Raw genomic sequence first — 24,468 nt, 5'->3', positions numbered from 1 at the left:
TAAAAACCTTATGGTATACCAATAATCCGCGGGCAGTCGTGCACGAGCGCTCGTGTTGTTTGCCCTAATTGCGATGGGAGTTTACTTTGTCTATTACCAGTGATGTGGCTGCCCCCAAACAGCTATTAATCAAAGCTCAATCCAAGACTAATGGCTTAACTACCAGTATATTTGGAGTTGGGTTGTTATTGACGGGGTTTATTACCTTAAAAATTTTACCCAGTGAATTGGCTATCGCTGGTTTCATTATTGTCTGCTTAGGCATTATTACGAGTATTATAGGGTACTACAAGCTCAAAGAACCTGACTACGCAATGACCATCGATGAGAAGGGTATCTTATATCAACATCGTTACGGTCAATGGTTTATCGATTGGGATAATGTGCAGCGCATAGATGTACCACGTGCAAACCGAGGACTTGATCTCATTGATTTGCATTTAGTGGGCATCAAACTCAAAACCTATCCAGAATTTTTGCACACGGTTTCACAGCGCTTGATGACGAATATGTTAATGGAGCAACGTCCACTTTTAGCCTACAACAATGATGATGGTTGTGCGACGGGGTTTTGTGCTGGAGAAGACCTTGTGTTAAAAGGCAAAGTCAAACTTTCCGATGGCACAGTGTTAACTGGGGTAAAAGCTATGTTTGTGCAAAGAATGGCATTGTTGAGGAAGCGTTTGGGGTTTGATATATACATCAATGAAGCGGAACTTGATCGAGCGCCCAAAGACTTTGTGGCGTTGCTCAGTGCTTGTCAAAGTGACGTGATCAGCAATCGACGTTAAGGGTACGCAAATATTGTAAAAAAATACATTCAAATCAGGAGTCTATTAATCGCTAGTCAGTTCCGTTAGTTTCTCTCTGATCGCAGTATCGACTTTTTTCGATTCTTCGTTAAGCTGACCAACAAGAGCTCCGACGTCTTCGGTCACTTTGTTGCGGTAACAGTTTTCGATTGTTGCACACAAAGACTGAAGTTTTGGTACTCCTGTATAACAGCATGCTCCATGCAGTTTGTGGACGGTCGCATGTACCTCTTTACTTCGCGATAAGGTGTAATGTTCGTTTATTTCTTTGATAATGCCAGGAAGCAGTTTGTTAAATTCAGAAAGTAAATGTTGCGCAGACTGGGCGTTGTAATTGGCGCGTTTCAACGCAAGGTCCCAATCAATAGTACTATCATGGATTACAGAAACTTCTTGTGTTTTATGCGCATCTTCTACCGCGTCTGCGGGTTTTTGTGTACACCACAAATCGATAATATCGAGTAAATGATTCAGATTGATTGGTTTGGCAATAAAGTCATCAAACCCAGATTGCAAGAACTTATCTCGCTCTTCATTAAAAGCATGTGCCGTCAGTGCCACAATGGGGGTACCTATATTAAGTTTGGTTTGACGAATGAGGCGTGTGGCTTCTATACCATCCATGACCGGCATCTGAATATCCATTAAGATGAGATCAAAGTCTTGTTTTTGACAAAAATCTATCGCCTCCTGGCCTCTTGAGGCAAGCATCAGTTTTACTGGGGTGTCTTTTAGCCAGGTGCTTAAAAGCTTGAGGTTGAGAGGCACATCGTCAACAGCCAAGATATTTAGTTGCGACATATTTGCCAAACGATGCTGCATAGGGTTTTGTTTCAACTTTTGTTCAACCGATAATGTACTTTTTAATTTGGTTAAAGTGAGAGTGATGGCACTATGACACTGATACAATAATATGGTCACAGTGTAGTCGACTAGGTGAGTACAAAGCAAGGTTTTCATATGAATATACCAACATACCCACTGTGTGGCATAGTTTAACGATACCGTGACGATACTCAGGTATCGGATCGATAAGCAAAAGAGTTCGGCCTAAACTATCCTAAGGCGTGTGCTAACCATTTTAGGTACATACTATTAATATTATGCGAATCAAAACACTGTAACTCTGTGTTTATGTGGTTTATTATGCGGTAATAAGAATAAATACAATCAAAATAACCTGCTGTGTGGGTAAAATAATCAATGAGTAACGAAGTCACAATTAGTCAGGACGGTGTCGAGCAACTCCCCATTCGACGTTTTACGGAAGAAGCCTATTTAAATTATTCGATGTACGTGATCATGGATCGCGCGTTGCCGCACATTGGCGACGGCTTAAAACCTGTTCAGCGCCGGATAATTTATGCCATGTCCGATTTGGGTTTGAGTGCCAATGCCAAATATAAAAAATCCGCTCGTACCGTGGGGGATGTATTAGGTAAGTTCCATCCACATGGTGATTCTGCTTGCTATGAAGCCATGGTATTGATGGCACAGCCTTTTACTTACCGATATCCATTAGTTGACGGACAAGGTAACTGGGGCGCACCGGATGATCCCAAATCGTTTGCTGCGATGCGTTATACCGAAGCCCGCTTATCTAAATTCAGTGAAGTGTTACTGACTGAACTTGGTCAAGGCACGGCTGACTGGCAGCCTAATTTTGATGGTACGTTAAAAGAGCCCAAAGTTTTACCCGCTCGCTTACCACACATTTTACTCAATGGCGTCACGGGTATTGCGGTCGGGATGGCGACTGATATTCCTCCTCATAACGTGCGTGAATTAGCAAATGCTTGTGCGTTGTTATTAGACAATTCGCGCACAGAACTATCTGAATTACTTACTATTGTACAAGGGCCAGATTATCCAACCGATGGCGAAATCATTACGCCCAAAGCGGAAATTCAAAAAATTTATGAAACCGGTCGCGGGTCCATCAAAATGCGTGCTACCTATGTGCAGGACAATGGCGATATCATCATCAATGCCTTACCGCATCAAGCCTCCGGTGCAAAAATCCTAGAACAGATCGCCGCTCAAATGACGGCCAAAAAACTGCCTATGGTCAGTGATCTACGGGATGAATCGGATCACGAAAACCCCACTCGACTGGTTATCACGCCACGCTCAAATCGAGTCGATGTCGAACAGTTAATGCAACACTTGTTTGCCACGACAGATCTAGAAAAAAACTATCGGGTCAATTTGAACATGATTGGCTTAGACGGGCGTCCTCAAGTCAAAAACTTGAAAGTGATTTTGAGCGAATGGTTAACTTATCGCAAAGATACGGTCACGCGACGTTTGCAGTTCCGTCTGGATAAAGTCTTAGCTCGCTTGCACATCCTAGAAGGTTTATTGATTGCGTTTCTCAATATTGATGAAGTTATCGCCATCATTCGCAATGAAGATGAACCAAAGAAAGAGTTGATGTCCCGTTTTGGTTTGTCAGATAAACAGGCCGAAGCTATTCTTGAGCTAAAGCTACGTCATCTAGCGAAGCTTGAAGAAATGAAGATCAAAGGTGAGCAGGATGAGCTCGCCAAAGAGCGAGATGAATTGCAGCTTATCTTGGGTTCAGACCGTCGTCTTAAAACACTGGTCAAAAAAGAGCTTCTCGCCGATGCTGAAACCTATGGTGACGAGCGTCGCTCACCGATTGTTGAGCGTGGTGAAGCCAAAGCATTAAGTGAAAAGCAACTCGTTCCGTCAGAGCCAGTGACTGTGGTTCTCTCTGAAAAAGGTTGGGCGCGTTGTGCCAAAGGTCACGATGTGGATGCGCCTAATTTGAGTTATAAAGGTGATGATAAATATCTAGCCAGTGCGAAAGGTCGCTCAAATCAACCAGCCGTCTTCATCGATACCTCAGGGCGAGCATTTAGTTGTGATGCGCACAGTCTACCATCTGCGCGCTCTCAGGGTGAACCGTTGACCGGGCGCTTTAATGTCGTCGCTGGCGAGTCTTTTTCGCATGTGGTAATGGGAACGGATGAACAGCGCTATCTCATTAGTAGTGATGCGGGTTATGGCTTTGTTGGTAAATTCTCAGATATGCTGAGTAAGAACAAAGCAGGTAAAGCGTTCTTATCCTTGCCAACTGCAGCCAAAGTAATGGCGCCAATCCCGGTTAATAATATTGAAACCGATTGGTGCCTATCTGTTTCCAATGAAGGCCGTATGCTGTTGTTCCCGTTACGTGACTTACCATGTCTAGGCAAAGGCAAGGGGAACAAAATGATCAATATTCCTTCTGCCAAAGCTAAAACTCGAGAAGAGTATGTCGTTGCTTCTGCCATTGTGCCAGAGGGGGCTAGTGTTGTGTTATCTGCAGGTAAACGCAACATGACCTTAAAAGCAACTGACTTGTTGCATTATCAAGGCGAAAGAGGTCGTAGAGGGAATAAACTTCCGCGTGGCTTACAACGTGTTGATTATGTTTCAGTGGAGCTTAATTCGACTCCACCAGAGGAAATACAGGACGAATCAAGTCAGTTGAATTCAGACAGTAACGAGAGTTGATGCAATGGTCTCCCACACTTTAGCGTTGTGGGTATAGTTGACATGTGAGCCATTAATTAAATGATGGTTCGCATGTTCGTTTACTTTATCTCTTGTGGCTTCAGGTGTCACAAACTCATCATCAGGCGCATATAGAATCGTTACTGGTAATGTCAGTTTCGCCTCACATATCGCTTTTGAATTGTTCAAAAGGCTATCTAGGTCGACCCCAATTCGTTGCGCATAACGCTTGGAAAGAGGCGTAAACGGATTCTCTAAATTGAGCGGTGTGCCAAGTGTGATAAGCTGTTTGAGCGGGATTGTTTCACGCTGCGCTATGGCTCGACAGAGCAATCCCCCCAAGCCATACCCAACTAGACTGATTTTAGGCAAGGCATTGTTTTGCATCAACTGGACAAGATGCTCTTCGAGAAGTGCAACGTCTTTCGACAATTCCTGCGCATTGTGTTTAACATCCCACTGAAATACCCGATAGTTTAAAAACTTGAGAAATTGCCCCAGTACACACAGAGTTTTTTCATCGGTAAAATATCCTGGCACAAGGACTACGGGCTCGCCATGACCTTTGGGTAGAGAGAGTAATTTTGGGAAGCGAAACACCATGGACACCCAATCAATGGGTTTAATGAATTCGCGAAATGCTCCACATGCTGAGTAGCGGACGATATCATCTAGTTGGATATTCTGCAGTTGAGCAGAATTGATAAATCGACGTTTTGCTGAATACCCACTTAGCACCGCACTAGACATATTAAAATCCTTTTACAAAATAACACCATTATTACGCACCGACTTCCATAATGGTGCATTAGACCTTGGTATTGGTCATTCGACATATTTAATTTACATTGGTACTTTCAAAAATTTTATCAGCAGATGCTGCCACAAACCCTTGATATAGATCGCCATTTGGCAATGGATAGCGCTGTGCAAATTCATAAAAGCAACTAGGAATATCCACAGTTTGGTCAGTGAATACAACGGGCATCTTGTCAGCCATAGTCGAAGATTGCGCAAGGCACACGTCTTGGCTGCCTTTGATCTCACCACCGGAGGTATTGAGTACGAATCCATGTTGCTTGAGAAGTGAATTCACTTCGACAAGTTCAGTGAGCGTCGCTAAATGGTTTACGCTTACTGTAAAATGATTCGCTCGAAAACCCCATGCAGCAAACCACGCCGCGTATTCACTTTCCGCCAATAAATTCTGGTAGTCATTATACGTTAACTGCCAACATTTGCCAGAGTATAAGCAGTTTGACTCAGACATGAGTTCCGGCGTAACGGATTGACTAATGCGATGCAAAATAGTTTGCGCGGCGTCACTCAATTCATCTACTTTAAGTTCACTGATGAAGACTTTTGGATGATTGCCATCTGGATGCTCAAAATGCATCGCGTTGAGCTTTTTACTGCCAAAATCATAGTCGCCACCATGTCTGTAACCGAGCGCTTCAAAATGTTGAGACAGCACACTGATCCCCATGTGAGGCAAATTGAGTGTACGCAAAGCAATATGGTCGTTGACGATTTTAGGTGCTGTATCCGATGCAGCCAGTAACGCGTGGACTTTCTCTGCACTTGGGGTTATTAACAGGTAATCGTTCCAAATTCTGACAAACAATTCATTAATATGGTGTTGTTGAGACATCCTTTATTCTCCTTCTTTATTGGAAGTTAAGACCTGGGCTGAAAGTCTCCGGTAGCAGACCTTCTTCTAACTCAACGGATGCCACAGGATACGCACAATAATCGGCTGCATAAAAAGCACTGGCGCGATGGTTACCACTTTCACCGATGCCGCCAAATGGCGCTGCGCCACTTGCGCCAGTAATTGGGCGGTTCCAGTTCACAATCCCTGCACGGATCAAACGATAAAACGTTTCATACTGCTCTGCATCATCACTTAATAATCCTGCAGAGAGTCCAAAGCGTGTGTTATTAGCTTCGGCAATGGCAGTTCCAAAATCATCGTAACGGATCACTTTGAGTAATGGGCCAAAATGCTCATCATCCGATAATTTGTTAAGCATTGGCGTCACATCCAAAATGCCTGGTGAAACCAAGCCAGAACGCATGTCGAGATGAAGCATTTCGAGCAACGGCTTGGCGCCTTGTGAAATAAGTTCAGCTTGAACTGCTAGCATTTGTGTGGCAGCACGCTGCGAGATCATTGATCCCATAAACGGTTGTGGTTGAGCATCGTAATGGCCAACGTGGATATTTTTGGTCACCTCGATCAAACGCTCAACGATGGCATCGCCGTGTGGGGTGTTGGGCACAAATAAACGTCTGGCACAGGTACAACGCTGTCCTGCTGAGATGAAGGCCGATTGCACAATGTCATGCACGGTCGCATCAATATCTTTGACATCAGCAACAATCAGGGGGTTATTGCCACCCATTTCAAGCGCGAGGATTTTGCCGGGATGACCCGCAAATTGCTCGTGTAATCGTTTGCCCGTTGTGGAAGACCCAGTGAAGAACAACCCATCGAGTTGCGGATGACTGGCCAATGCCTTGCCTGTCTCTACCTCACCTTGAACCAAATTCAAAACGCCTTTAGGTAAGCCAATCGAAGCCCACAGTCCGATCATTTTGGCAGCGACCGCTGGGGTTAATTCACTGGGCTTAAATACGACCGTGTTACCCGCTATCAAGGCTGGCACTATGTGTCCATTGGGTAAGTGGCCGGGGAAGTTGTAAGGCCCGAATACGGCAACCACACCATGTGGCTTGTGTCGAATAAAGGCTTTTCCCACTGGCATCGGGTTTTCAGTGATGCCGGTTCTGGTGTGATAAGACTTAATGGATAAACCAATTTTACCAATCATTGCGCCCGCTTCCGTCGCAGTTTCCCACAGCGGTTTACCGGTTTCTTGGGCGATGAGCTGAGCAATATCGTCTTTGTGTTCTGTCAGTGCTTCTGCGTAGGCGTTGATGTAATCTAAGCGTTGTTCAACACTTAGCGCTGACCACGCGGCAAACGCTTCTCTGGCTGATGCAACGGCGTGATCAACCTGTTCATTCGTTGCACTCACGCCTTCCCATAAAACCGTGTTCTTGGTTGGATTCAGTGAGGTCATTGGGTGGCCTTCACCGGCCAGCCATTCGCCATTGATAAAATGTGTGTTCATAGGGAGCCTTATTTTTTCTGTCGTTATAGGTGTTTTTTACAAGTAACAAAAGCGCACGGGATCCCCGTTCACAAGTTGCAATGCTGCCAGTGTCTCTGAGCTGACAATGATATGGTCAGGGGTTTCGTTTACCGGTTGCATTACCGCCCTGAAATTAGAGAGTGAGGTATTGCAGATCATGGCTTTGGAAGCATTTGCGTCAAGCTTGCCAGCAATGACGGGCTTAGAAATGGACTCCCGAACCGTTTTAATCTGAGGTAAATCCGCTTCGACCGTTGGCCCTGCATCAAAAATGTCAACATACCCTCGGCATACGAAACCTTCTTTTTGTAATAAATTTAAAGCAGGTTTGGTTTTGTCGTGTACTTTACCAATGACGGCTTGGGCGGCATCAGAGAGCAAATTAACGTAAATTGGGTATTTGGGCATCAACTCAGCAATGAAGACTTTTTTGCCAATCCCGGTAAGATAATCCGCTGTAGGAAAATCGATTGAGAAGAAGTGTTTTTCTAGCCATTCCCAAAACGGCGAGCGACCATTTTCGTCATTAATACCGCGCATCTCTGCGATAACCGTGGTTGAAAACCGCTCAGGGTGCTCAGCCATAAATAAAAAACGTGTTTTGGACAAAAATTTGCCCATGTCTTTGACTCGAGCCGTTTCGCGCAGGAACAACGTGCAGATCTCGCTGACTCCGGTATAGTCATTACAAAAGGTCAATATATCTACGGTATTGTAGATGTTTAACTCACGTGAGGCGTGCACGACTTTACCCATGTGATAGTGATAAAATGGGTCGGTGACGCCAACTTTTGCTTCAATACCCGATGTGCCCAAAATCTCACCGGTGATAGAGTCTTCTAATACAAACAAGTATCCTTCGTCACCGGCAGTGCTAATCTGGGCTGAAAAAGACGTTTGTGACTTTTCGATCTTGTTTTGCAACAAGGTATCATCCACCGGTAATGAGGTGAAACCAATACCAGACTCTTCTGCAATCTGAAGCAACGCGGCAAAGTCCTTTTGCGCAATCGGACGTATGACATTCATAAATATTACGCTTCTGCTGTCTCAGCCGCGACCACTTTGGCAATACCACGCTCAAAACGCACTAAGCCTTCGAGAATGTCTTCGTCAGCAATGACCAGCGAGGGCGCAAAGCGCACTACATTCATCCCTGCGACTAAGCACATTAAGCCTTCATCTGTGGCCGCTACCATGAAGTCACGTGCACGGCCATGATAGTGCTCGTTCATAGCGCAACCGAGTAACATGCCTTTACCACGAATTTCACTAAATACATTGTATTTTGCATTAATGCGTTCTAACTCTTTGCGAAAGAGTGCCTCTTTGGCTTTTACGCCGTCTAATACTTCTTTATTGTTAATTATATCAAGTGCTTTTTCCGCGATCGCACACGCCAGAGGGTTACCACCATAGGTTGATCCGTGTGTGCCCGGTTTAAAACTTGCAGCAATCGCTTTGGTAGTCAGCATTGCACCGATAGGAATTCCGCCACCCAGGGATTTGGCTGTGGTCAAAATATCTGGCGTCACGCCCAAGCCCATATAGGCATAAAGCTCACCGGTTCGACCAACTCCTGATTGGACTTCATCAAAAATTAATAACGCATTGTGTTTATCACATAGCTCGCGCACCCCTTTGACAAACTCAGGTTCAGGACAAATAATCCCACCTTCGCCTTGTAGCGGCTCCATCATAACGGCACAGGTATCATCATCAATTAACGCCGCAAACGCTTCTAAGTCGTTGTATTGAGAATGACTAACGGCGCCAGGTTTTGGGCCGAAACCGTCTGAATACGCAGGCTGTCCGCCCACAGTTACGGTAAAGAAGGTGCGGCCGTGGAAGCCTTGGGTAAAGGCAATGATTTTGTCTTTTTGAGCACCGTGATGGTCAAGTGCCCAGCGTCGAGCAAGTTTTAAGGCAGCTTCATTAGCCTCTGCACCAGAGTTACAAAAGTACACCGCCTCAGAAAATGTCGCATCATTGAGCTTTTTAGCCAATCGCAAGGCCGGTTCATTGGTGTACACATTAGATAAATGCCACAATTTTTCACCCTGTTCGCGCAACACATTGACCAATTCTGGGTGGCAATGACCTAAGACATTCACAGCGATCCCACCTGCAAAATCGATAAATTCTCGACCATCTTGATCCCAGACACGAGAGCCTTGACCTTTTACTGGCACCATCGCGGCAGGGTTGTAATTAGGCACCATCACATCATCAAATGTCGCGCGATTAACTTGCATATTCTTTACCTTTTATTTCGTTTAATGTATCTAAAATACGCCTTTTTCGGCCTGGTGTAAATGCCTTTATCCCTTGTAAAATAAAGGGTTTTGCGGGTTTTGCATAAAGCATGCATAAACTCTGCATAAGTATCCGAACTCAGTTCAAAAAGTGTGCGTAAATATTTAAAAATATTTTTTATCTTTTTTAATCGCGGGTCAAAATGACCAAAAAGCGCATGCTAACTTCGACTAAATTTGTAATAAGAAGTTGTTTAACACGGCATGACCGTGTTCTGTCAGAAGCGACTCAGGATGAAATTGCACGCCGAATAGGCGTTTTGTAGGGGCTTCGATTGCCATGATAACATTGTCATCAGTTGTCGCGGTAACGACAAAACCACTGGGTAAGCGGTTTGGCTCGATGACTAAAGAGTGATATCGGGTGACGGTAAATTGCTCAGGTAGATTGTTGAATAATACGCCACTGGCTGTGCGGATGGTCGATACTTTACCATGCATTGCGTGTGGTGCTCTTATGATATTAGCTCCAAAGGCTTGTGCAATCGCTTGATGTCCCAGACACACGCCCAAAATTGGATAGTGAGTATGGCACTGCTTAATGACTTCTAAACTAATGCCAGCCTCATTCGGAGTGCATGGTCCGGGTGAAATTACAATCGCATCTGGAGCAAGTGCCCCGATTTCATCAAGGGTTATCTCGTTATTTCGTTTGACCACTACTTCGCAACCTAGCTCAACAAAATACCGAGCTAGGTTGTGGGTAAATGAATCGAAGTTATCAATGACTAAGATCATGTTTGGTGTCGTGTGTTATTGGGCAGGAATGAACCCCAGCGCACGATAAGCATCAGCGAGCGTTTTTGCTGCTCGAGCAGAGGCTTTTTCGGCACCCTGATGCATGACTTCTTGCAAATAAGCTTGGTCACTGCGAATTTCTGCAAAGCGGGCTTGAATGGGCTCAAGCATGCTCACAACAGCATCTGCAACATCGCTTTTGAGGTGACCGTACATTTTATCAGTGTACTCAGGAACCAAATCATCAATACTACGACCTGTGGTGCACGATAATAACGACAAAAGATTCGAGACACCGGCTTTGTTCTCAGGATCGAAATAAATGTTCGCTTGCTCATCAGAGTCGGTCACGGCACGCTTGATTTTTTTAGTGATTTTTTTGGGGTCTTCTAATAATCCAATAAAGTTATTAGGATTGTCGTCCGACTTTGACATCTTTTTGGTCGGCTCTTGCAAGCTCATGACTCGAGCACCTGCTTTTGGAATATGAGGCTCAGGTAAAGTAAAGACATCGCCGTATAAATTATTAAAACGCGTGGCAATATCTCGGGTTAATTCAAGGTGCTGTTTTTGGTCTTCACCTACAGGTACTTCATTGGCTTGGTATAACAAGATGTCTGCTGCTTGCAACACGGGATAACTGTATAAGCCGACATTGATGTTGTTTTCGTTTTTAGCAGATTTGTCTTTGAACTGGGTCATGCGATTGAGCTCACCCATTTGCGTGTAGCAGTTTAGCACCCAGGATAATTGTGCGTGTTCAGGGACGTGCGATTGCATGAAAATCGTGCTTTTTTGTGGGTCGATACCGCAGGCCAGGTACAACGCAAGGCCATCCAAACAAGCAGCTGTCAAATCAGCCGGATTTTGACGCACTGTGATCGCATGCAAATCAACAATCATGTACAAGCAATCATGTGTTTCTTGCATGGCAACCCATTGTTTGAGCGCTCCCATGTAGTTGCCAATTGTAAGTTGTCCAGATGGCTGACAGCCACTTAATACCACAGGTTTTGTCATGTTCTATTTCTCTTATGATGTTACAGTGGCAAGTTGCTCGCGCATTTGCGATATCACTTGCTTATAATCTGGTTGATTAAAAATCGCCGAGCCTGCGACAAACATGTCAGCACCTGCAGCAGCCACTTCTGCAATATTGGCAGGGCCAATTCCACCATCGACTTCAATGCGGATGTCCGGATTCACCTGAGCGCACAATGCTTTCACTTGCGCTATTTTGGTCAACGTATGGGGGATGAATTTTTGTCCGCCAAAGCCCGGATTAACCGACATTAATAACACGTAATCCAGTTTGTATAATACGTGTTCTAGAATGTGTAATGGTGTTGCAGGGTTTAACACTAGTCCAGCCTGGCAACCACCAGCCTTAATCAATTCTATACTGCGGTCAATGTGTTGCGACGCTTCAGGGTGAAAGCTGATCATGCTTGCACCGGCTGTAATGAACTGTTCAATTAAACTGTCGACTGGCGATACCATTAAATGCACGTCAATCGGGGCAGTAATGCCATAATTGCGCAATGCCTTACAAATTGGTGCGCCAAAAGTAAGGTTGGGGACATAATGGTTGTCCATTACATCGAAATGCACAACATCCGCACCCGCATTGATGACAGAGGTAACCTCTTCACCAAGACGAGCAAAATCTGCAGACAATATGGAAGGGGCGATTAAGTAGGGTTTCATCTGGCCGGCCTTTTGGATATGGAAAAAAATTTTTAGCATTTTACACGAGATTACCTCTTTATCCCAAATGCAATCTCAGTTTAGGTAAATACAAGTTATGTAACGCTCTTATGGTGATGAGCTAGGATGGGGCGCTATGCTCAATATTGGTGCAATTAAGCCATTTGCGAGTTTAAATAAATGTAAAAATCTATTTATTTTATTGTTTTAGTTCTTATTAAACAACAGCTTACAGAGTTGGCTCGTATTTTGAATAACTTTTCGTAAGGCGAACTTTATTTGCTCAATTCCTCTAAAGCACTGTCGATAAGTGCTAAGAATTTAATTTTACTCAATGGAGAAACACATGAAACTAGCAAAATTAACCGTAATCGGTGCTGCTTTACTATCTACAACGGCTATGGCTGATTGGTCTGCAAATGTTGGCATTGTATCTGACTATCACTTCCGTGGAATCCAGCAAACGGAATCTGCATCAGCCTCTGCGGGTGTTGATTATGAAAATGGTGGTTTTTATGCCGGCGTTTGGACTGCTGAAGTTGAAGATGGTCTGGAAGTCGATTTATACGGTGGGTACGGTTTTGACATCACTGATGGAGTAAGTGGTAGCATCGGCTATACCACCTATCAATACACAGGTGATTTTGATTCTGCTTATAACGAGTTTAACTTTGGTTTAAGCGCAGGTATGTTCAGTCTTGAGTATTCAGTTGGTACATGGGATGGCCCAGTAGGCGCCGAAATGGACGTAGATTATGATTTTGTTGGCCTAACGGTTGCAGGTGAAAACGGTCTGTATGCGACGGCTGGTTTCTTTGGTAAGGACACTGAAGGCGAATACTTTGAATTTGGTTACGGTACATCGGTGGGTGAGTTTGATGTAGGCTTAGGTCTAGTCGTAAGCGGTTCTGACCTAGATGATTCTGAGTCTTTGTACTTGTCTTTGAGTAAATCATTCGACTTATAATTTTTGAACTTATTTGTTTAAAAAGTGTACTAAACGAATGCTAGGTGTTCACGCATCTAGCATTTGTTTTTATAGGAAAGTGGTTTATACTTAATACATATATTCAACTAGGACAGGTTATGGTTATTTCAAATAAAGTAGTAGCCTTTGCGGTTTTCGCGGTTGCAGTAGTAGGCATCGATTCTTACTTGGCACATAGCAAAACCAAGGATTGCTATGCTTTTTTGCAGACCGATTCCATGTTTTCCATAAGTGATGTTCATTCGACATCTTTGGTGTCTAACCCATTAAGTTCAATCACTCGTCCCTCCATACCAGCAGAATTATCTCAAACCGCTCAAAAACAACTCAATCAATGTCTTGCCGCCAAACAAAATGAAGTAAGCTGGTTGGATTGGGTGTTTTCTGATTCTAATTCAGGGACATTTCATTACCTTGATTTGCTCGAATTACTCACACCGAATAATAACAATGATTATTCGTCAGGTGGGGCAAACCGTCCTAATACGCAATAGTTTTTTTGAGAACGATTGTGAAACCAAGTCTTTGGCAAATTATCAAATCCGTTGCGGCAAGTGCCATCGGGGTACAATCCCAGGCTAATTACGAACAAGATGCTAAAGCAAATTCTTTTGTGCCTTATCTCATTGTTGGGGTTATTTTTGTATTGTGTTTCATTGCGACCTTGGTGGTTTGGGTCAAGGCAATGTTAGGTTAGCTTGATTAAGCGCTATAGATCGCAAGCAACTCCCTTACTTTCACCCTACCTTGAGCGAGACGTGAAATTGAGCGATGAACCTGTAAGCGTTTTATCCGAGTGGCTTCCGTGTAAAGTTGCCGGGTTTCTGAAATATCGTGATTGGAAATAACGGTAGTAATACCATCTTGCTGAGCACGTTTAGCGCATTCAACCAGACGCATCTGTTCTGAGTGAGAAAAAGCATTCCCCGCATAAGTAGTAAAATGCGCGGTCACCGTAAGAGGGGTGTACGGCGGATCACAATAAATCACATCACCTTCTTGGGCTTGTGCAAAGACATCAGCAAAATCCCCTTGCATCAACTGAGCCGATTGTAATTTGGCGGACATTTGGTGTAGTTCAGGTTCAGGATAATAAGGTTTTTTATAGCGGCCAAATGGTACGTTATAACCACCTTTGGAGTTATAACGACACAAGCCATTAAAGCCATGACGGTTGAGATACAAAAATAAGCACGCGCGGCGAAATGGTTCACTACACTGATTAAACTCATCTCGTAAGGCATAATAAGACTCTGCGGAATTGTGTTCTGGAGTGAACATATCACTGGTTGCATCGATATAACGAGAAATGTCAGATTTGAGTGCTTGATAAAAACCGACCAAGTCCGCATTCATATCATTGAGTAAGTACGATTCATAACTTGTATTTAAACAAACAGAACCGCCACCGACAAAAGGCTCGATTAAGCGATTAATGCCGCGTTTTGGAAGACAGCGTTGGATCTCTGGAACTAACTTTTTTTTGCCACCTGCCCATTTTAAACATGCGCGGTGTTTGGTTATTCTCATCAGTTACGAGTATTTCACGTTGTACTGCAAGACTTGATTTAGCAAATGGGCCTGCAGCAATGATTTCTGGTGGCAATGAGTTTACAATGCTGAGCGCCTCTTGCCTAGTTGCAAAATCAATATTGAGCAGCAGAGCATACCAATTGCCTCTGAATTTTTGGGTTTGATACAGCCATGTTTGATCCTGCAAGGCATGAGTTTTAACGTATTGCATGATTGCATCGTGGTCTTGCACACCGACTAATTGCAATAACCAAACGTTATTAGGCAAGCTGAACAATACGTCATTATCGAACATATTTTGTTCTAAGCTTGAGTCCTAGAGCTCGTACAATAATTGCAGCTCGGCGACTGTCTCGCCGATGACAATAATTCGCTGTGACGAGTAATGAATTAAGTGATCAAGTCATTCATGTAGTTGTGATATCAGGATAAGCCCCGTGTGATGGGGCTCATTTTATGGTTAAGCACCTAAAATTTGTGTCAAAATTTCAGTATCCACTGCGTCGGTAACAATCGCCGAACCAATACCGGTAGGTAAAATATAGCGTATATTACCCGCCTGTACCTTTTTGTCGTGTGCCATATGTTTTACATAGGTTTGATAGTTCATATCTTCAGGACCGACAATGGGTAAGTCAAACGCCTCAAGTAGTGCTTCAATGCGTTGACAATCAGATGCAGTCACCATGTTATGCGCCATAGCGACTTTTGAGGCAATATTAATACCAGCTGCAACGGCTTCACCATGTAACCAGTTGCCGTAGCCCATTTCGGCTTCAATAGCATGACCAAACGTATGTCCTAAATTAAGCAAGGCACGCAGTCCACGCTCTTGCTCGTCCTGCGCCACAATCTCGGCTTTAATGGCGCAACAGCGCTCAATAGCATAGCGCAAGGTTGGTAAATCTAAGGCTTTCAGGGCGGCCGTGTTTTGTTCCAACCAGGCAAAAAATGCCCCATCGTAAATCACACCGTATTTGATAACTTCGGCCATCCCGGCAGCAAATTCTCTTGCAGGCAAAGTATTCAATGTTTTAGGGTCGATGAACACCGCTTTGGGTTGATAAAAAGCGCCTATCATATTTTTGCCAAGCGGATGATTGACGGCTGTTTTACCGCCAACCGATGAGTCGACTTGTGATAACAATGTCGTTGGCATCTGGATAAAATCAATTCCGCGCTGAAAGCATGCCGCGGCAAAACCAGTTAGATCGCCTATAACCCCACCGCCTAAAGCGATTAACGTAGTATCTCTCGAGGCATGTTGCTCGAGTAGAAACGTCTGGATTTGCTCAAAGCGCGTTAAGTCTTTGTATTGCTCGCCGTCTGGTAATACGATATGCGATACAGCAAAACCGTCCAACGCGTTTTCAACTTGCGATAAATACAAAGGCGCAATGGTTTCGTTCGTGACGATGACAACTTTATTGGTTTTCACTAAAGGTGAAATAGTTGCTTGGTTTAAGCAATCTGGAGAGATGATAATGGGGTAGCTACGCGCCCCAAGTTCAACGGTAAGAGTGTGCATGGGGCGTTTTGCTCATAATTTAACGATATTAGTGACCGATTTTTTGCATGATCTGATTGGCAACCGCACGTGCGCTTTGCTCGTCAGTATCGACAATATAGTCTGCGACTTCTTCATATAATGGATTGCGCTCTTCGGCAAGCTTGGTTAGTACGATTTCAGGATCGTCTTCTTGTAATAATGGACGACGTTTGTCGCGCTGAGTACGGGCAACCTGCTTATCAATGGTTGTTTTGAGATAGACCACAATACCTCGGGCAGATAGACGGTTGCGTACTGCTGAATTGATAATAGAACCACCACCGGTTGCAAGCACAATACCTTGGCGGTCGGTTAACTCGTTGATCATTTCTGCTTCGCGTTTGCGGAAACCATCTTCCCCTTCGATGTCAAAGATCCATGAGATATCAGCGCCAGTTTTGCGCTCGATTTCTTGGTCAGAATCGAAGAACTCTAAATGTAACTCGTCAGCTAGATGGCGACCAATAGTGCTTTTGCCAGCACCCATAGGACCAACTAAAAAGATATTACGTTTTTCAGCCATATCTGGATAATTCGCTTGTGAATGTGAAAGAAATGCTTGGGGCTCAGTAATGTTTAATCCCAGCACATGTCACGCCGTAGGCATGCTACGAGCCATGACGCCAATTTCCTCGTGAAATTTTCGAGACGCGAGATTATCTCAGTCTTAGCGCCAATGTTCAAGTTTAATCTGTGATAATTTTAGGTGTAACAAAGATCAATAACTCACGTTTTTGTTCAATATTGACTTCGTTTTTAAACAGCCTACCCACAATCGGCATATCGCCTAAGACTGGGACTTTGGCCACATCGTCTGTGTTTATTTGCTGAAAAATACCGCCTAACACGACCGTTTCGCCATTTTGCACCAATACTTGAGTTTTGATCTCTTGAGTATCAATTGCTACCGCAGGCCCAGTGGGAGTGGTAACCGTTTCTCCTCGGGTATCTTGCGTGACCGTCAGATCCAAAATAATCCGATTGTCCGGTGTGATATGTGGCGTGACTTTTAGGCTAAGTACGGCTTTTTTGAATTCTACCGACGTTGCTCCTGAAGAGGTCGCTTGGACATAAGGGATTTCAGTTCCTTGCTCTATGTATGCTTCTTGCTGATTGGCCACGGTAATGCGTGGACTGGCAATGATTTCACCTTTGTTTTCACTTTCTAACGCGGAAAGTTCAAGGTCTAAAATCGTCCCGTCCATGAGTTTAGCTACTTGCAAGCCAATGCGTCCAGCGGGCGAAGTGACAGGAAGACTGACATTAAGGCGTTGCGATAAATCCGTTTCACCACCAATGGTTGTGGCATTATTTGCCGCCGCGCTACCCGCAGTACGAAAACTCCCATTTTGGGCAGTGAGACCCCACTGTACACCCAATTGTTTATCTAAGTTGTCTCTGACCGTGACCATGCGAGATTCAATTCTGACCTGTTTTACCGGTACGTCCAGAGTTGCAAGGAGGGTTTCAATCGCGGCGATCGAGTCATTGGTATCTCTGAGCAATAAGGTGTTGGTGCGTTCATCAACTGCCACAGAACCGCGTGATGACAAAAGACCGCCGTTAGCCGAGCGCAACAGAGTGGCCAAATCCGATGCTTTGGCATAATTGACGGCAATGTTTTTGTTGCTAAGAGGGACTAACTTCTGGACTTGTTGTTGCGCTTGTAGCTCAGCGGCTTCTTGCGCATTGAGCTCATCTCGAGGCGCAATGAGTAAGATATTGCCTTGGATTCGTTTGTCTAACCCTCGGATATTTAGGATCATATCCAACGCTTGATCCCATGGCACATTATTTAAGTTCAACGTTACAGCACCATTGACGGTATCGGTTGTGACTAAGTTAAAGCCATTGATTTGCGCAATAATTTGCAGGACTTGACGAACCGGCACATCCTGAAAATCCAACGAAATCGGCTTACCGCTATAACCAGCGACAAGTTGTGCAGTCAACGCCTGCTCTGGTTTGGCAATCACATCTATCAAGAGTTGATTACCGTTTTGATTCTGATTAATTGTTGCGGCTTTTTGATGGCTAATGACGAGTTTGGCTGAACCGGATTCTTGGAAGGTTTCCAAGGCATCAACAAAGGTGGCAAACTGAGACACGTCAATGTGTACCAGTTGTTCTGGTGCCATTGAGGTGTTGCGAAATGTCAGAGAGGTCTGTGTAGCTTCGCTCACCTGATTGACTCTTGGAGGCAATTCCGAAAAAGTCAGAGTTATTTGTCCAGCTTGATCATTTAAGCGTTTGTAATCCACTCCTAATAATGTATTAGCGAAAATTGGTGCAGCAAACAATGCCAGGGCTGCAATCAATGAGCCAAAAAAAACGGAAAATCTAAACATTGTCTTGCTCCAGCTGGAGGTTATTTAGAGTTATGGTGGTACTTTGTTGAATAAAACAACCTGTTCCATCAGGGATCATTTGTCTGACCGTGATACTACTTTTATCGACAGCAATGATTTTGCCATGATATAGCCCAATGAAATCCCCGTTTTGGACTTTATGCACTTGACCATCGTTGGTCGTGAGTAATGCATAATGTCTTTGCGTGACGCCGGTTTCATCTTGCAACTGGATAGTGCCTTGTAGTTGAATCGCATCGATGCCGTAGACTTCTAGAGGATCTTTGCTACGAGTAAAATCAGGTGTTAAACAGTTTTTGAGTCGTTTTGCCGACTCGACTTGGGCCGCTTGCGCTAGTTGCGCAAAAGGACTGCGTAAGTGTTTTACCTCGTATTGCACACTAGGCACTGAAACAAATCCGGGTGAAGGGGTAACTGGAGCAGATGGTTGAGTTTTGGCGCTCTCTAAAAATACCTCTAGGTCGGTTACATCGGTACTGCAACCGCTGAGCAACCCAATGAATATAAAGCAAGGGAATACCTTTATTTTCATTGCGATTCTCCCGCGTGATCGAGATTGGTTTCATCAGGATCGTTCGTGCGATAAGTCTGTGCCTGCATTTGCAGTTTTAGACTATTGTTGGAAAAATTGACCGTAAAATCATGCAAAGTCACGATGCGCGGCAAGTTCGCAATGTTGGCAACAAATTGGCCGAACGCATGATACTGCCCGGTTACCTCAAGCTGAATAGGTAACTCAGTATAAAAGCTCTCGCGTTGTTCGGGTTGCCATTGCAAAAGTTGAAAGCGCAAGCCAGAGGTTGTCCCCACGTAGGTGATGTCATCCAGCAATCCTGGTGTTTCGTTATTCGTTGGCAATGCCTTAAGCATCTGCGAAAAATCTTCTTCTAGTTTGGCAAATTGTGTTTGATATGCGGGTAGGTTTGATGCAATTCTTTGTTTCGCCAAAAATTGCGTTCGCAACTCGGTCTCAGTTAATTGACTTTGCTCTAACAGCGGAAGCTTAGGCGCCACAAGTAAGTAACTGGCGAGTATCGATACAAACACAGCAATGCTAAAAGCAACCACAATACGCATTTCTTTGGACCAGCGATGAGCTTGGTCAAAATCCAATTGGTTGAGTTTTTTGAGTTGCTGAAAGTCAAAGTTCATAGGTTTGTCTCTGCTGCGGCTAGAGTATCAGCATGAGTGCTTGAAAGAGGAATTAACTCATGCGATAAGGATATGGTTAAGCGAAACTCACTCATTGCTTGAGAGAATGGCTTGGTTGCGGTCACTGATGATAATTCAGGGGATGTAAAGTAGATCGAGTCATTGAGATTGCGAATAAAAGTCGATAAGCGGTTGTTGGAGTTGGCTTTTCCGTCGATCAGAAGGGTATTATCTACTCGGCTCAAGTAAGTTAAGCGAATCCCTTCAGGAGTATGCGTAACCAGTTCTGAAAATATCGTCGCCGTTGTATTACGCGAGCGTTGTAGTTGCTCAATTAACTGCATCCGCTTAGCTAAGGCATCGCGTTTGTTATTGATATATTGAATTTCACCAATTTCTTTGTCGAGTTGATTGATGTGCTGCGTCAAAAAAGCATTGCGTGCCTCTTGATGGATGATTTGGTAACTCAACCATTGCGAACCGGCTATTACAACAATAAAACAACTTATCGCAATGCCAATTAAGATGGTTAAATACCGTTGCTTTTCCAATTTGGCTTTGTTTTCACGCCACGGCAGAAGGTTTATCGATGACATGATAATAAACTCCCTGAAGATAAGCCATACGCCAAAGTAAACTGCGAACCATGGCGAGCCAACAGCTCAGTGGCTGCTTCATTCTTGCATTTCAACTTTGCAAGCGGGTTTAATATATTAATTTGCTGAGTTAGTTCATTGCCAAGTAATTCTTGGATATTGGGTAATTGTGAGACCCCTCCGCTTAACCAAATGCATTGGCTATGGTCCGATAAAAACGAATGCTGAAACAGCTGCAAAGCACGTTCACATTGCTGGGCACAGTGTGCAACAAAAATTGGATAGATTGAATCTTGCCAAGTCTGCTCAATACTTCCGTCTAACAAAGAATTGACTGTCGAATCACGATCTAGTTGGTACGAAGCCATAATATCACTGACTAAAGCGCTCAATCCAAATTGGTGTTCCTTGTGATATACAAGTTCATTATCGTAAAGTGCGCAGATATGCATCATTTCGTGACCAATATGAAACACAATATCAACGGTATCAGCACGTCCTGTGAGTTCACTTTGCATGACATTGACCAGTGCATTGTATTCTACATCCATCACAGTGGGTTCGAGTTTCTCTTCACGCAATAACGTGCATCGGGCATCGACTAATTCACGGTGCGCAGCAGTTAACAGAACATCGTCTTTACCCTGATGCGTTTTGCTGATACCTAAATGTTCAAAATCCAAATACATATCCTCAAGAGGAAAAGGTAAAAAACTATCACCCTCGAGTAGGATTTGTTCTTCAAGTTCATATTCACTTAGCTGAGCTTCGAATTGCACTTTTTTAGAAATGACATGTGAGCCAGCGATAGCTAGCGCAATGTCACAATGATGGGTTTTGATTTGACGTTTGATTTTTTTTAATGCAATGGCAAGGGCGTCAAAGTTTTTGACTTCTCTATTGTGTAAGGCTTGGTCTGGCAACGCTTCAATGGCTGCGCCCAATACACAAAAACCGTCATTACTCGGTTGCAACAGTAATGCTTTTACAGTACTAGAGCCGATATCAATGCCTAGTAATGGTCTTTTTTTCTGGCTAAACCAAGAACGCTGCACGTGTTAAACCTCTTGTAAAATACTAGGTTAAGAATGTCCCCTGATAAGTCATTAGGGGAGCCACAAAATCACACTTAGGTATACAAATATATCCTTAAATGAGCACAAGTTTGGCCAGTTTTGTGGCCAGTTTGCTAAGTTTGAGAACAAGAGACTGTTGCTCAACCTGAATCGAGGGTAAATCAAAGGCGATAGAAGATGCAGTGCGCAGAGCAAATGTGTAGAATAGCCCTGCGAATTCGGATGCGCCTGAGAGTAGGATTACCATGCAAAGGCTAAAACAAGCTTTTAAATTTATTGCCGTCATCTTCATTGCTGGGACAACCCTTGGCATGCTAGCTGTGGCGACAATTTATTTTATGGTCAAGCCGGATTTACCTTCAGTAGAAGTGCTCAAAGACATTCGTCTGCAAACGCCTTTGCGTATTTACACTCAGGATGGGCAATTAATTGGTCAATATGGAGTTAAACGTCGCATCCCAATAGCCATTCAAGATGTGCCGCAGAGTCTGATTAATGCCATCTTAGCGACTGAAGATTCCCGTTTTTACGATCACGATGGGATAGATCCAATCGGCATGACCCGTGCTTTGGTCAACCTAGTTGTAACCGGCCAAAAAGGGCAAGGTGGTTCGACACTTACCATGCAGTTGGCGCGTGGTTTTTTCTTAACTCGTGAAAAGACCTATATTCGCAAAGTCAAAGAAATTTTCATCGCTTGGCACATAGAACAAACTCTCAATAAAGATGAAATCTTAGAGCTTTACATTAATAAAGTTGAGTTAGGACATCGCGCCTTTGGTTTTGGTGCGGCTGCCCAAGTATATTATGGCAAGCCGTTAAATGAACTAACCTTAGCGCAAATTGCCACTCTTGCTGGACTGCCTCAAGCCCCTTCAGTTTTAAATCCAATCAGTCGACCAGACCGCTCATTTGAACGACGCAAAATTGTTTTGTATCGGATGTTAGACGAAGGCTACATTACACAGGACGAGTATACATTAGCTAAGAATGCTCCTGTCACGGCACAAAAACACGGTGCAGAGCTTGATCTAGCTGCTCCCTATTTGGCGGATTTGGTATATAACGAAATGGTTGAGTTATACGGCAAAGAGATTGCCGAGACTGCTGGCTTTAAAGTCTACACAACCGCGCCTGCAGCACTACAAGATGCCGCACAAAAAGCAGTACAACAAAATATGCACGATTACGATGAGCGTCACGGTTATCGCGGTCCCCTCACAACTATTCGCGAGTTACGCGAAGCAGAACAAGAATTAAATGCGATAGAAACAAGTGTTGAAAAAGAAACGCCATTAGCTAATTCTGAAGAAATTCAAGACGTTGTCATCCAAGAAAGCGATTTTGCATTACTCGACAAGGTGGATGCAGTCGAACCGCTGAAAGTGGCCTTGGTGACCCAAGTCAATGAGCGTGATATTAGCGTGAGGATTGCAGGAACAGCCACCGATACTCTAATTGAATGGTCGGGTCTTGCTTGGGCAAGACCATATATCAATGACCATCGCCAAGGCCCAATTCCTGAAACGGCTAGGGATATTGTTAACGTTGGTGATGTAGTAAATGTCCGTGAAATCGCTTCAGAACAATGGTCATTGAGTCAATTGCCTACCGTAGGCGCTGCATTTGTTGCACTGGATCCTAACGATGGTGCAGTGAGAGCAGTGGTAGGTGGTTATAACTTTTATGCTTCGCAATTTAATCGTGCGACCCAAGCCAAACGCCAAGTCGGTTCTAATATAAAACCCTTTATTTATTCGGCGGCATTGGAATCCGGCTATACTTTAGCGAGTGTGATTAACGACGCTCCAATTAATCAGTGGGATGCCAGTTCCGGTGTGGCATGGCGCCCACAAAATTCACCTGCCGTATACGATGGCCCAATTCGTATGCGTGTTGCGCTAGGCAAATCTAAAAACGTCGTTTCGGTGCGCTTATTGCGAGCCATTGGTATTGAAAATGCGGCACGTTATCTGGCTAACTTTGGTTTTCAACTCGATGATATCCCGCGTGATGAAACCTTATCATTAGGCTCTGGTTCGCATACCCCGCTTGAAGTGGCAAACGGATTGGCGGTGTTTGTCAACGGTGGTCATGCGGTAAAACCGTATTTTATAGAGCGAATTACCAGCAATGACGACGAGTTAATTTGGGAAGCTAAGCCATTGTTGGCCTGTCCAGCATGTGTTACAACCGTAGATCCTAATGATCCTTTTGCCATATCAGAGGTCGATTATTCGCGCCAGGCGCCTCAGGTGATATCGGCACAAAATGCCTTTTTAGTTACTGAAATGATGCGAACCGCAGTTCGAGCCAACGGCTCGTGGAACAACAAAACGTATTGGTTGGGCACTGGCTGGCGCGCTCGTAACATTTTACAACGAACTGATATTGGCGGTAAAACTGGCACGACCAATGATGCCCGTGACACTTGGTTCAGTGGTTTTGCGCCTGGCTTAGTCGCCACCAGTTGGCTGGGATTTGATGATAGCAGTCGCCAGCTGGGACGTACCACACGCAATCAGCATTTAGTCAATATGAATCCGGACCGATTTAACTGGATTGGTAATGGTATGTTTGGCGCTGAAGATGGTGCCAAGGGTGCGCAGCCCGCTTGGATTTATTTTATGCAATCTGCATTGGAGGATGTTGCATTTCAACCTGTGACGATTCCAGCGGGAATCACTCAGGTCAGAGTTGATCGAGCAACAGGTAAGTTGACTTCACGCAATGACCATACAGCCTTATTCGAATATTTTGCATTAGGCACAGAACCGACGTTATCGGTGCGTTCAGATCAAGTGATTGATCCCTTAAAGCAAGAAAAATCAACAGAGTCTGCTGAGGGAGATGATATTTTTTAACGTCTACCTCGTATTATAACAATCAAGTAATACCTCTATAAAAAATAACACAACAATAAGAATAACCTCATCACACGACAGGATTTACG

25 protein-coding genes are annotated in these 24,468 nt (G+C 44.2%); 6 read left to right on the top strand and 19 right to left on the bottom strand.

All coding sequences use genetic code 11. The annotated features are described in order from the left end of the window. Positions 1 to 86 precede the first annotated feature (86 nt). Entirely contained in the window at positions 87 to 791 is a 705-nt protein-coding gene (locus NLG07_RS01615; protein WP_254855950.1) for a DUF2982 domain-containing protein, read from the top strand. Between the two features lie 45 nt (positions 792 to 836). Here the strand turns inward: NLG07_RS01615 and NLG07_RS01610 are convergent, their stop codons facing one another. Then, positions 837 to 1,772: a response regulator gene (locus tag NLG07_RS01610; RefSeq protein ID WP_254855949.1), complete on the bottom strand. Its 936-nt coding sequence runs from the start codon at positions 1,770 to 1,772 to the stop codon at positions 837 to 839. Positions 1,773 to 2,015: 243 nt separating this feature from the next. Between NLG07_RS01610 and parC the strand changes: the two genes are divergently transcribed. Beyond that, entirely contained in the window at positions 2,016 to 4,334 is a 2,319-nt protein-coding gene (gene parC, locus NLG07_RS01605) for a DNA topoisomerase IV subunit A (RefSeq protein ID WP_254855948.1), read from the top strand. Here the strand turns inward: parC and NLG07_RS01600 are convergent. The 8 genes from NLG07_RS01600 to rpe form a co-directional block, all read right to left on the bottom strand. After that, positions 4,314 to 5,084 carry a hypothetical protein gene (locus NLG07_RS01600; RefSeq protein WP_254855947.1) on the bottom strand — a complete coding sequence of 257 codons (771 nt, stop codon included), beginning with the start codon at positions 5,082 to 5,084 and terminating at the stop codon, positions 4,314 to 4,316. The genes parC and NLG07_RS01600 overlap by 21 nt on opposite strands. Before the next feature lie 88 nt (positions 5,085 to 5,172). Then, positions 5,173 to 5,985, bottom strand: a complete 813-nt coding sequence (locus NLG07_RS01595) for a DUF1338 domain-containing protein (RefSeq protein WP_254855946.1) — start codon at positions 5,983 to 5,985, stop codon at positions 5,173 to 5,175. 16 nt (positions 5,986 to 6,001) lie between these two features. Beyond that, entirely contained in the window at positions 6,002 to 7,471 is a 1,470-nt protein-coding gene (astD, locus tag NLG07_RS01590; RefSeq protein WP_254855945.1) for a succinylglutamate-semialdehyde dehydrogenase, read from the bottom strand. A 36-nt stretch (positions 7,472 to 7,507) separates the two neighbouring features. Beyond that, positions 7,508 to 8,521, bottom strand: a complete 1,014-nt coding sequence (gene astA / locus NLG07_RS01585; protein WP_254855944.1) for an arginine N-succinyltransferase — start codon at positions 8,519 to 8,521, stop codon at positions 7,508 to 7,510. A gap of 5 nt (positions 8,522 to 8,526) precedes the next feature. Continuing rightward, on the bottom strand, positions 8,527 to 9,747 hold the full coding sequence (locus tag NLG07_RS01580) for an aspartate aminotransferase family protein (protein WP_254855943.1): 1,221 nt from the start codon (positions 9,745 to 9,747) through the stop codon (positions 8,527 to 8,529). Positions 9,748 to 9,978: 231 nt separating this feature from the next. Then, complete coding sequence (locus NLG07_RS01575) at positions 9,979 to 10,545, bottom strand: aminodeoxychorismate/anthranilate synthase component II (RefSeq protein WP_254855942.1); 567 nt, start codon at positions 10,543 to 10,545, stop codon at positions 9,979 to 9,981. Positions 10,546 to 10,560: 15 nt separating this feature from the next. After that, positions 10,561 to 11,565, bottom strand: a complete 1,005-nt coding sequence (gene trpS / locus NLG07_RS01570) for a tryptophan--tRNA ligase (protein ID WP_254855941.1) — start codon at positions 11,563 to 11,565, stop codon at positions 10,561 to 10,563. 12 nt (positions 11,566 to 11,577) lie between these two features. Continuing rightward, on the bottom strand, positions 11,578 to 12,252 hold the full coding sequence (gene rpe / locus NLG07_RS01565; protein ID WP_254855940.1) for a ribulose-phosphate 3-epimerase: 675 nt from the start codon (positions 12,250 to 12,252) through the stop codon (positions 11,578 to 11,580). A 346-nt stretch (positions 12,253 to 12,598) separates the two neighbouring features. On the opposite strand from rpe, the gene NLG07_RS01560 reads away from it, so the two are divergent. The 3 genes from NLG07_RS01560 (at position 12,599) to NLG07_RS01550 (ending at position 13,937) form a co-directional block, all read left to right on the top strand. Beyond that, positions 12,599 to 13,219, top strand: coding sequence for a TorF family putative porin (locus tag NLG07_RS01560; RefSeq protein ID WP_254855939.1), 621 nt, complete (start codon positions 12,599 to 12,601; stop codon positions 13,217 to 13,219). 119 nt (positions 13,220 to 13,338) lie between these two features. Beyond that, positions 13,339 to 13,734 (top strand): hypothetical protein, encoded by a 396-nt coding sequence (locus tag NLG07_RS01555; protein ID WP_254855938.1) that lies wholly within the window; start codon positions 13,339 to 13,341, stop codon positions 13,732 to 13,734. Between the two features lie 17 nt (positions 13,735 to 13,751). Continuing rightward, the gene (locus NLG07_RS01550) at positions 13,752 to 13,937 is read left to right on the top strand and encodes a DUF2970 domain-containing protein (RefSeq protein WP_368501264.1); all 186 of its coding nucleotides are present in this window, start codon (positions 13,752 to 13,754) and stop codon (positions 13,935 to 13,937) included. Positions 13,938 to 13,942: 5 nt separating this feature from the next. Here NLG07_RS01550 and NLG07_RS01545 read toward each other — a convergent pair whose 3' ends face one another. From NLG07_RS01545 to NLG07_RS01500, 10 genes are all read right to left on the bottom strand, one after another. Continuing rightward, positions 13,943 to 14,770 (bottom strand): Dam family site-specific DNA-(adenine-N6)-methyltransferase, encoded by an 828-nt coding sequence (locus NLG07_RS01545; protein ID WP_254855937.1) that lies wholly within the window; start codon positions 14,768 to 14,770, stop codon positions 13,943 to 13,945. Beyond that, positions 14,673 to 15,068 carry an SPOR domain-containing protein gene (locus tag NLG07_RS01540; protein ID WP_254855936.1) on the bottom strand — a complete coding sequence of 132 codons (396 nt, stop codon included), beginning with the start codon at positions 15,066 to 15,068 and terminating at the stop codon, positions 14,673 to 14,675. Before NLG07_RS01540 ends, NLG07_RS01545 begins: the two co-directional genes overlap by 98 nt. 165 nt (positions 15,069 to 15,233) lie before the next feature. Further along, entirely contained in the window at positions 15,234 to 16,301 is a 1,068-nt protein-coding gene (gene aroB, locus NLG07_RS01535; protein WP_254855935.1) for a 3-dehydroquinate synthase, read from the bottom strand. A 28-nt stretch (positions 16,302 to 16,329) separates the two neighbouring features. Continuing rightward, positions 16,330 to 16,845 carry a shikimate kinase AroK gene (aroK, locus tag NLG07_RS01530; protein ID WP_254855934.1) on the bottom strand — a complete coding sequence of 172 codons (516 nt, stop codon included), beginning with the start codon at positions 16,843 to 16,845 and terminating at the stop codon, positions 16,330 to 16,332. Between the two features lie 163 nt (positions 16,846 to 17,008). Continuing rightward, positions 17,009 to 18,670: a type IV pilus secretin PilQ gene (locus tag NLG07_RS01525; protein ID WP_254855933.1), complete on the bottom strand. Its 1,662-nt coding sequence runs from the start codon at positions 18,668 to 18,670 to the stop codon at positions 17,009 to 17,011. Continuing rightward, positions 18,663 to 19,223, bottom strand: a complete 561-nt coding sequence (locus tag NLG07_RS01520; RefSeq protein ID WP_254855932.1) for a pilus assembly protein PilP — start codon at positions 19,221 to 19,223, stop codon at positions 18,663 to 18,665. Before NLG07_RS01520 ends, NLG07_RS01525 begins: the two co-directional genes overlap by 8 nt. Beyond that, positions 19,220 to 19,843: a type 4a pilus biogenesis protein PilO gene (locus tag NLG07_RS01515; RefSeq protein WP_254855931.1), complete on the bottom strand. Its 624-nt coding sequence runs from the start codon at positions 19,841 to 19,843 to the stop codon at positions 19,220 to 19,222. Before NLG07_RS01515 ends, NLG07_RS01520 begins: the two co-directional genes overlap by 4 nt. After that, positions 19,840 to 20,439 (bottom strand): PilN domain-containing protein, encoded by a 600-nt coding sequence (locus tag NLG07_RS01510; protein WP_254855930.1) that lies wholly within the window; start codon positions 20,437 to 20,439, stop codon positions 19,840 to 19,842. The genes NLG07_RS01515 and NLG07_RS01510 overlap by 4 nt, the downstream gene beginning before the upstream one ends. Continuing rightward, positions 20,427 to 21,494, bottom strand: coding sequence for a type IV pilus biogenesis protein PilM (gene pilM / locus NLG07_RS01505; protein ID WP_254855929.1), 1,068 nt, complete (start codon positions 21,492 to 21,494; stop codon positions 20,427 to 20,429). The genes NLG07_RS01510 and pilM overlap by 13 nt, the downstream gene beginning before the upstream one ends. A gap of 94 nt (positions 21,495 to 21,588) precedes the next feature. Continuing rightward, entirely contained in the window at positions 21,589 to 21,762 is a 174-nt protein-coding gene (locus NLG07_RS01500; RefSeq protein WP_254855928.1) for a hypothetical protein, read from the bottom strand. Between NLG07_RS01500 and NLG07_RS01495 the strand changes: the two genes are divergently transcribed. After that, positions 21,761 to 24,379 (top strand): penicillin-binding protein 1A, encoded by a 2,619-nt coding sequence (locus NLG07_RS01495; RefSeq protein WP_254855927.1) that lies wholly within the window; start codon positions 21,761 to 21,763, stop codon positions 24,377 to 24,379. The two genes, NLG07_RS01500 and NLG07_RS01495, sit on opposite strands and share 2 nt — an antisense overlap. Positions 24,380 to 24,468: the final 89 nt, after the last annotated feature.

Origin of the sequence: Alteromonas sp. LMIT006, assembly GCF_024300645.1 — a bacterium.
In the GTDB taxonomy this organism is placed as follows: Bacteria; Pseudomonadota; Gammaproteobacteria; order Enterobacterales; family Alteromonadaceae; genus Opacimonas; species Opacimonas immobilis.
The sequence above is the reverse complement of the archived record's forward strand: the minus strand, read 5'-3'. Positions and strand labels throughout refer to the sequence as shown.

Bases quoted from the DNA above. Each gene is read 5' to 3' on its own strand.
- NLG07_RS01610 (WP_254855949.1), bottom strand. From the start codon at position 1,772: ATGAAAACCTTGCTTTGTACTCACCTAGTCGACTACACTGTGACCATA.
- parC (WP_254855948.1), top strand. From the start codon at position 2,016: ATGAGTAACGAAGTCACAATTAGTCAGGACGGTGTCGAGCAACTCCCC.
- NLG07_RS01600 (WP_254855947.1), bottom strand. From the start codon at position 5,084: ATGTCTAGTGCGGTGCTAAGTGGGTATTCAGCAAAACGTCGATTTATC.
- NLG07_RS01595 (WP_254855946.1), bottom strand. From the start codon at position 5,985: ATGTCTCAACAACACCATATTAATGAATTGTTTGTCAGAATTTGGAAC.
- astD (WP_254855945.1), bottom strand. From the start codon at position 7,471: ATGAACACACATTTTATCAATGGCGAATGGCTGGCCGGTGAAGGCCAC.
- astA (WP_254855944.1), bottom strand. From the start codon at position 8,521: ATGAATGTCATACGTCCGATTGCGCAAAAGGACTTTGCCGCGTTGCTT.
- NLG07_RS01580 (WP_254855943.1), bottom strand. From the start codon at position 9,747: ATGCAAGTTAATCGCGCGACATTTGATGATGTGATGGTGCCTAATTAC.
- NLG07_RS01575 (WP_254855942.1), bottom strand. From the start codon at position 10,545: ATGATCTTAGTCATTGATAACTTCGATTCATTTACCCACAACCTAGCT.
- trpS (WP_254855941.1), bottom strand. From the start codon at position 11,565: ATGACAAAACCTGTGGTATTAAGTGGCTGTCAGCCATCTGGACAACTT.
- rpe (WP_254855940.1), bottom strand. From the start codon at position 12,252: ATGAAACCCTACTTAATCGCCCCTTCCATATTGTCTGCAGATTTTGCT.
- NLG07_RS01560 (WP_254855939.1), top strand. From the start codon at position 12,599: ATGAAACTAGCAAAATTAACCGTAATCGGTGCTGCTTTACTATCTACA.
- NLG07_RS01555 (WP_254855938.1), top strand. From the start codon at position 13,339: ATGGTTATTTCAAATAAAGTAGTAGCCTTTGCGGTTTTCGCGGTTGCA.
- NLG07_RS01545 (WP_254855937.1), bottom strand. From the start codon at position 14,770: ATGAGAATAACCAAACACCGCGCATGTTTAAAATGGGCAGGTGGCAAA.
- NLG07_RS01540 (WP_254855936.1), bottom strand. From the start codon at position 15,068: ATGTTCGATAATGACGTATTGTTCAGCTTGCCTAATAACGTTTGGTTA.
- aroB (WP_254855935.1), bottom strand. From the start codon at position 16,301: ATGCACACTCTTACCGTTGAACTTGGGGCGCGTAGCTACCCCATTATC.
- aroK (WP_254855934.1), bottom strand. From the start codon at position 16,845: ATGGCTGAAAAACGTAATATCTTTTTAGTTGGTCCTATGGGTGCTGGC.
- NLG07_RS01525 (WP_254855933.1), bottom strand. From the start codon at position 18,670: ATGTTTAGATTTTCCGTTTTTTTTGGCTCATTGATTGCAGCCCTGGCA.
- NLG07_RS01520 (WP_254855932.1), bottom strand. From the start codon at position 19,223: ATGAAAATAAAGGTATTCCCTTGCTTTATATTCATTGGGTTGCTCAGC.
- NLG07_RS01515 (WP_254855931.1), bottom strand. From the start codon at position 19,843: ATGAACTTTGACTTTCAGCAACTCAAAAAACTCAACCAATTGGATTTT.
- NLG07_RS01510 (WP_254855930.1), bottom strand. From the start codon at position 20,439: ATGTCATCGATAAACCTTCTGCCGTGGCGTGAAAACAAAGCCAAATTG.
- NLG07_RS01495 (WP_254855927.1), top strand. From the start codon at position 21,761: ATGCAAAGGCTAAAACAAGCTTTTAAATTTATTGCCGTCATCTTCATT.
- NLG07_RS01500 (WP_254855928.1), bottom strand. From the start codon at position 21,762: ATGGTAATCCTACTCTCAGGCGCATCCGAATTCGCAGGGCTATTCTAC.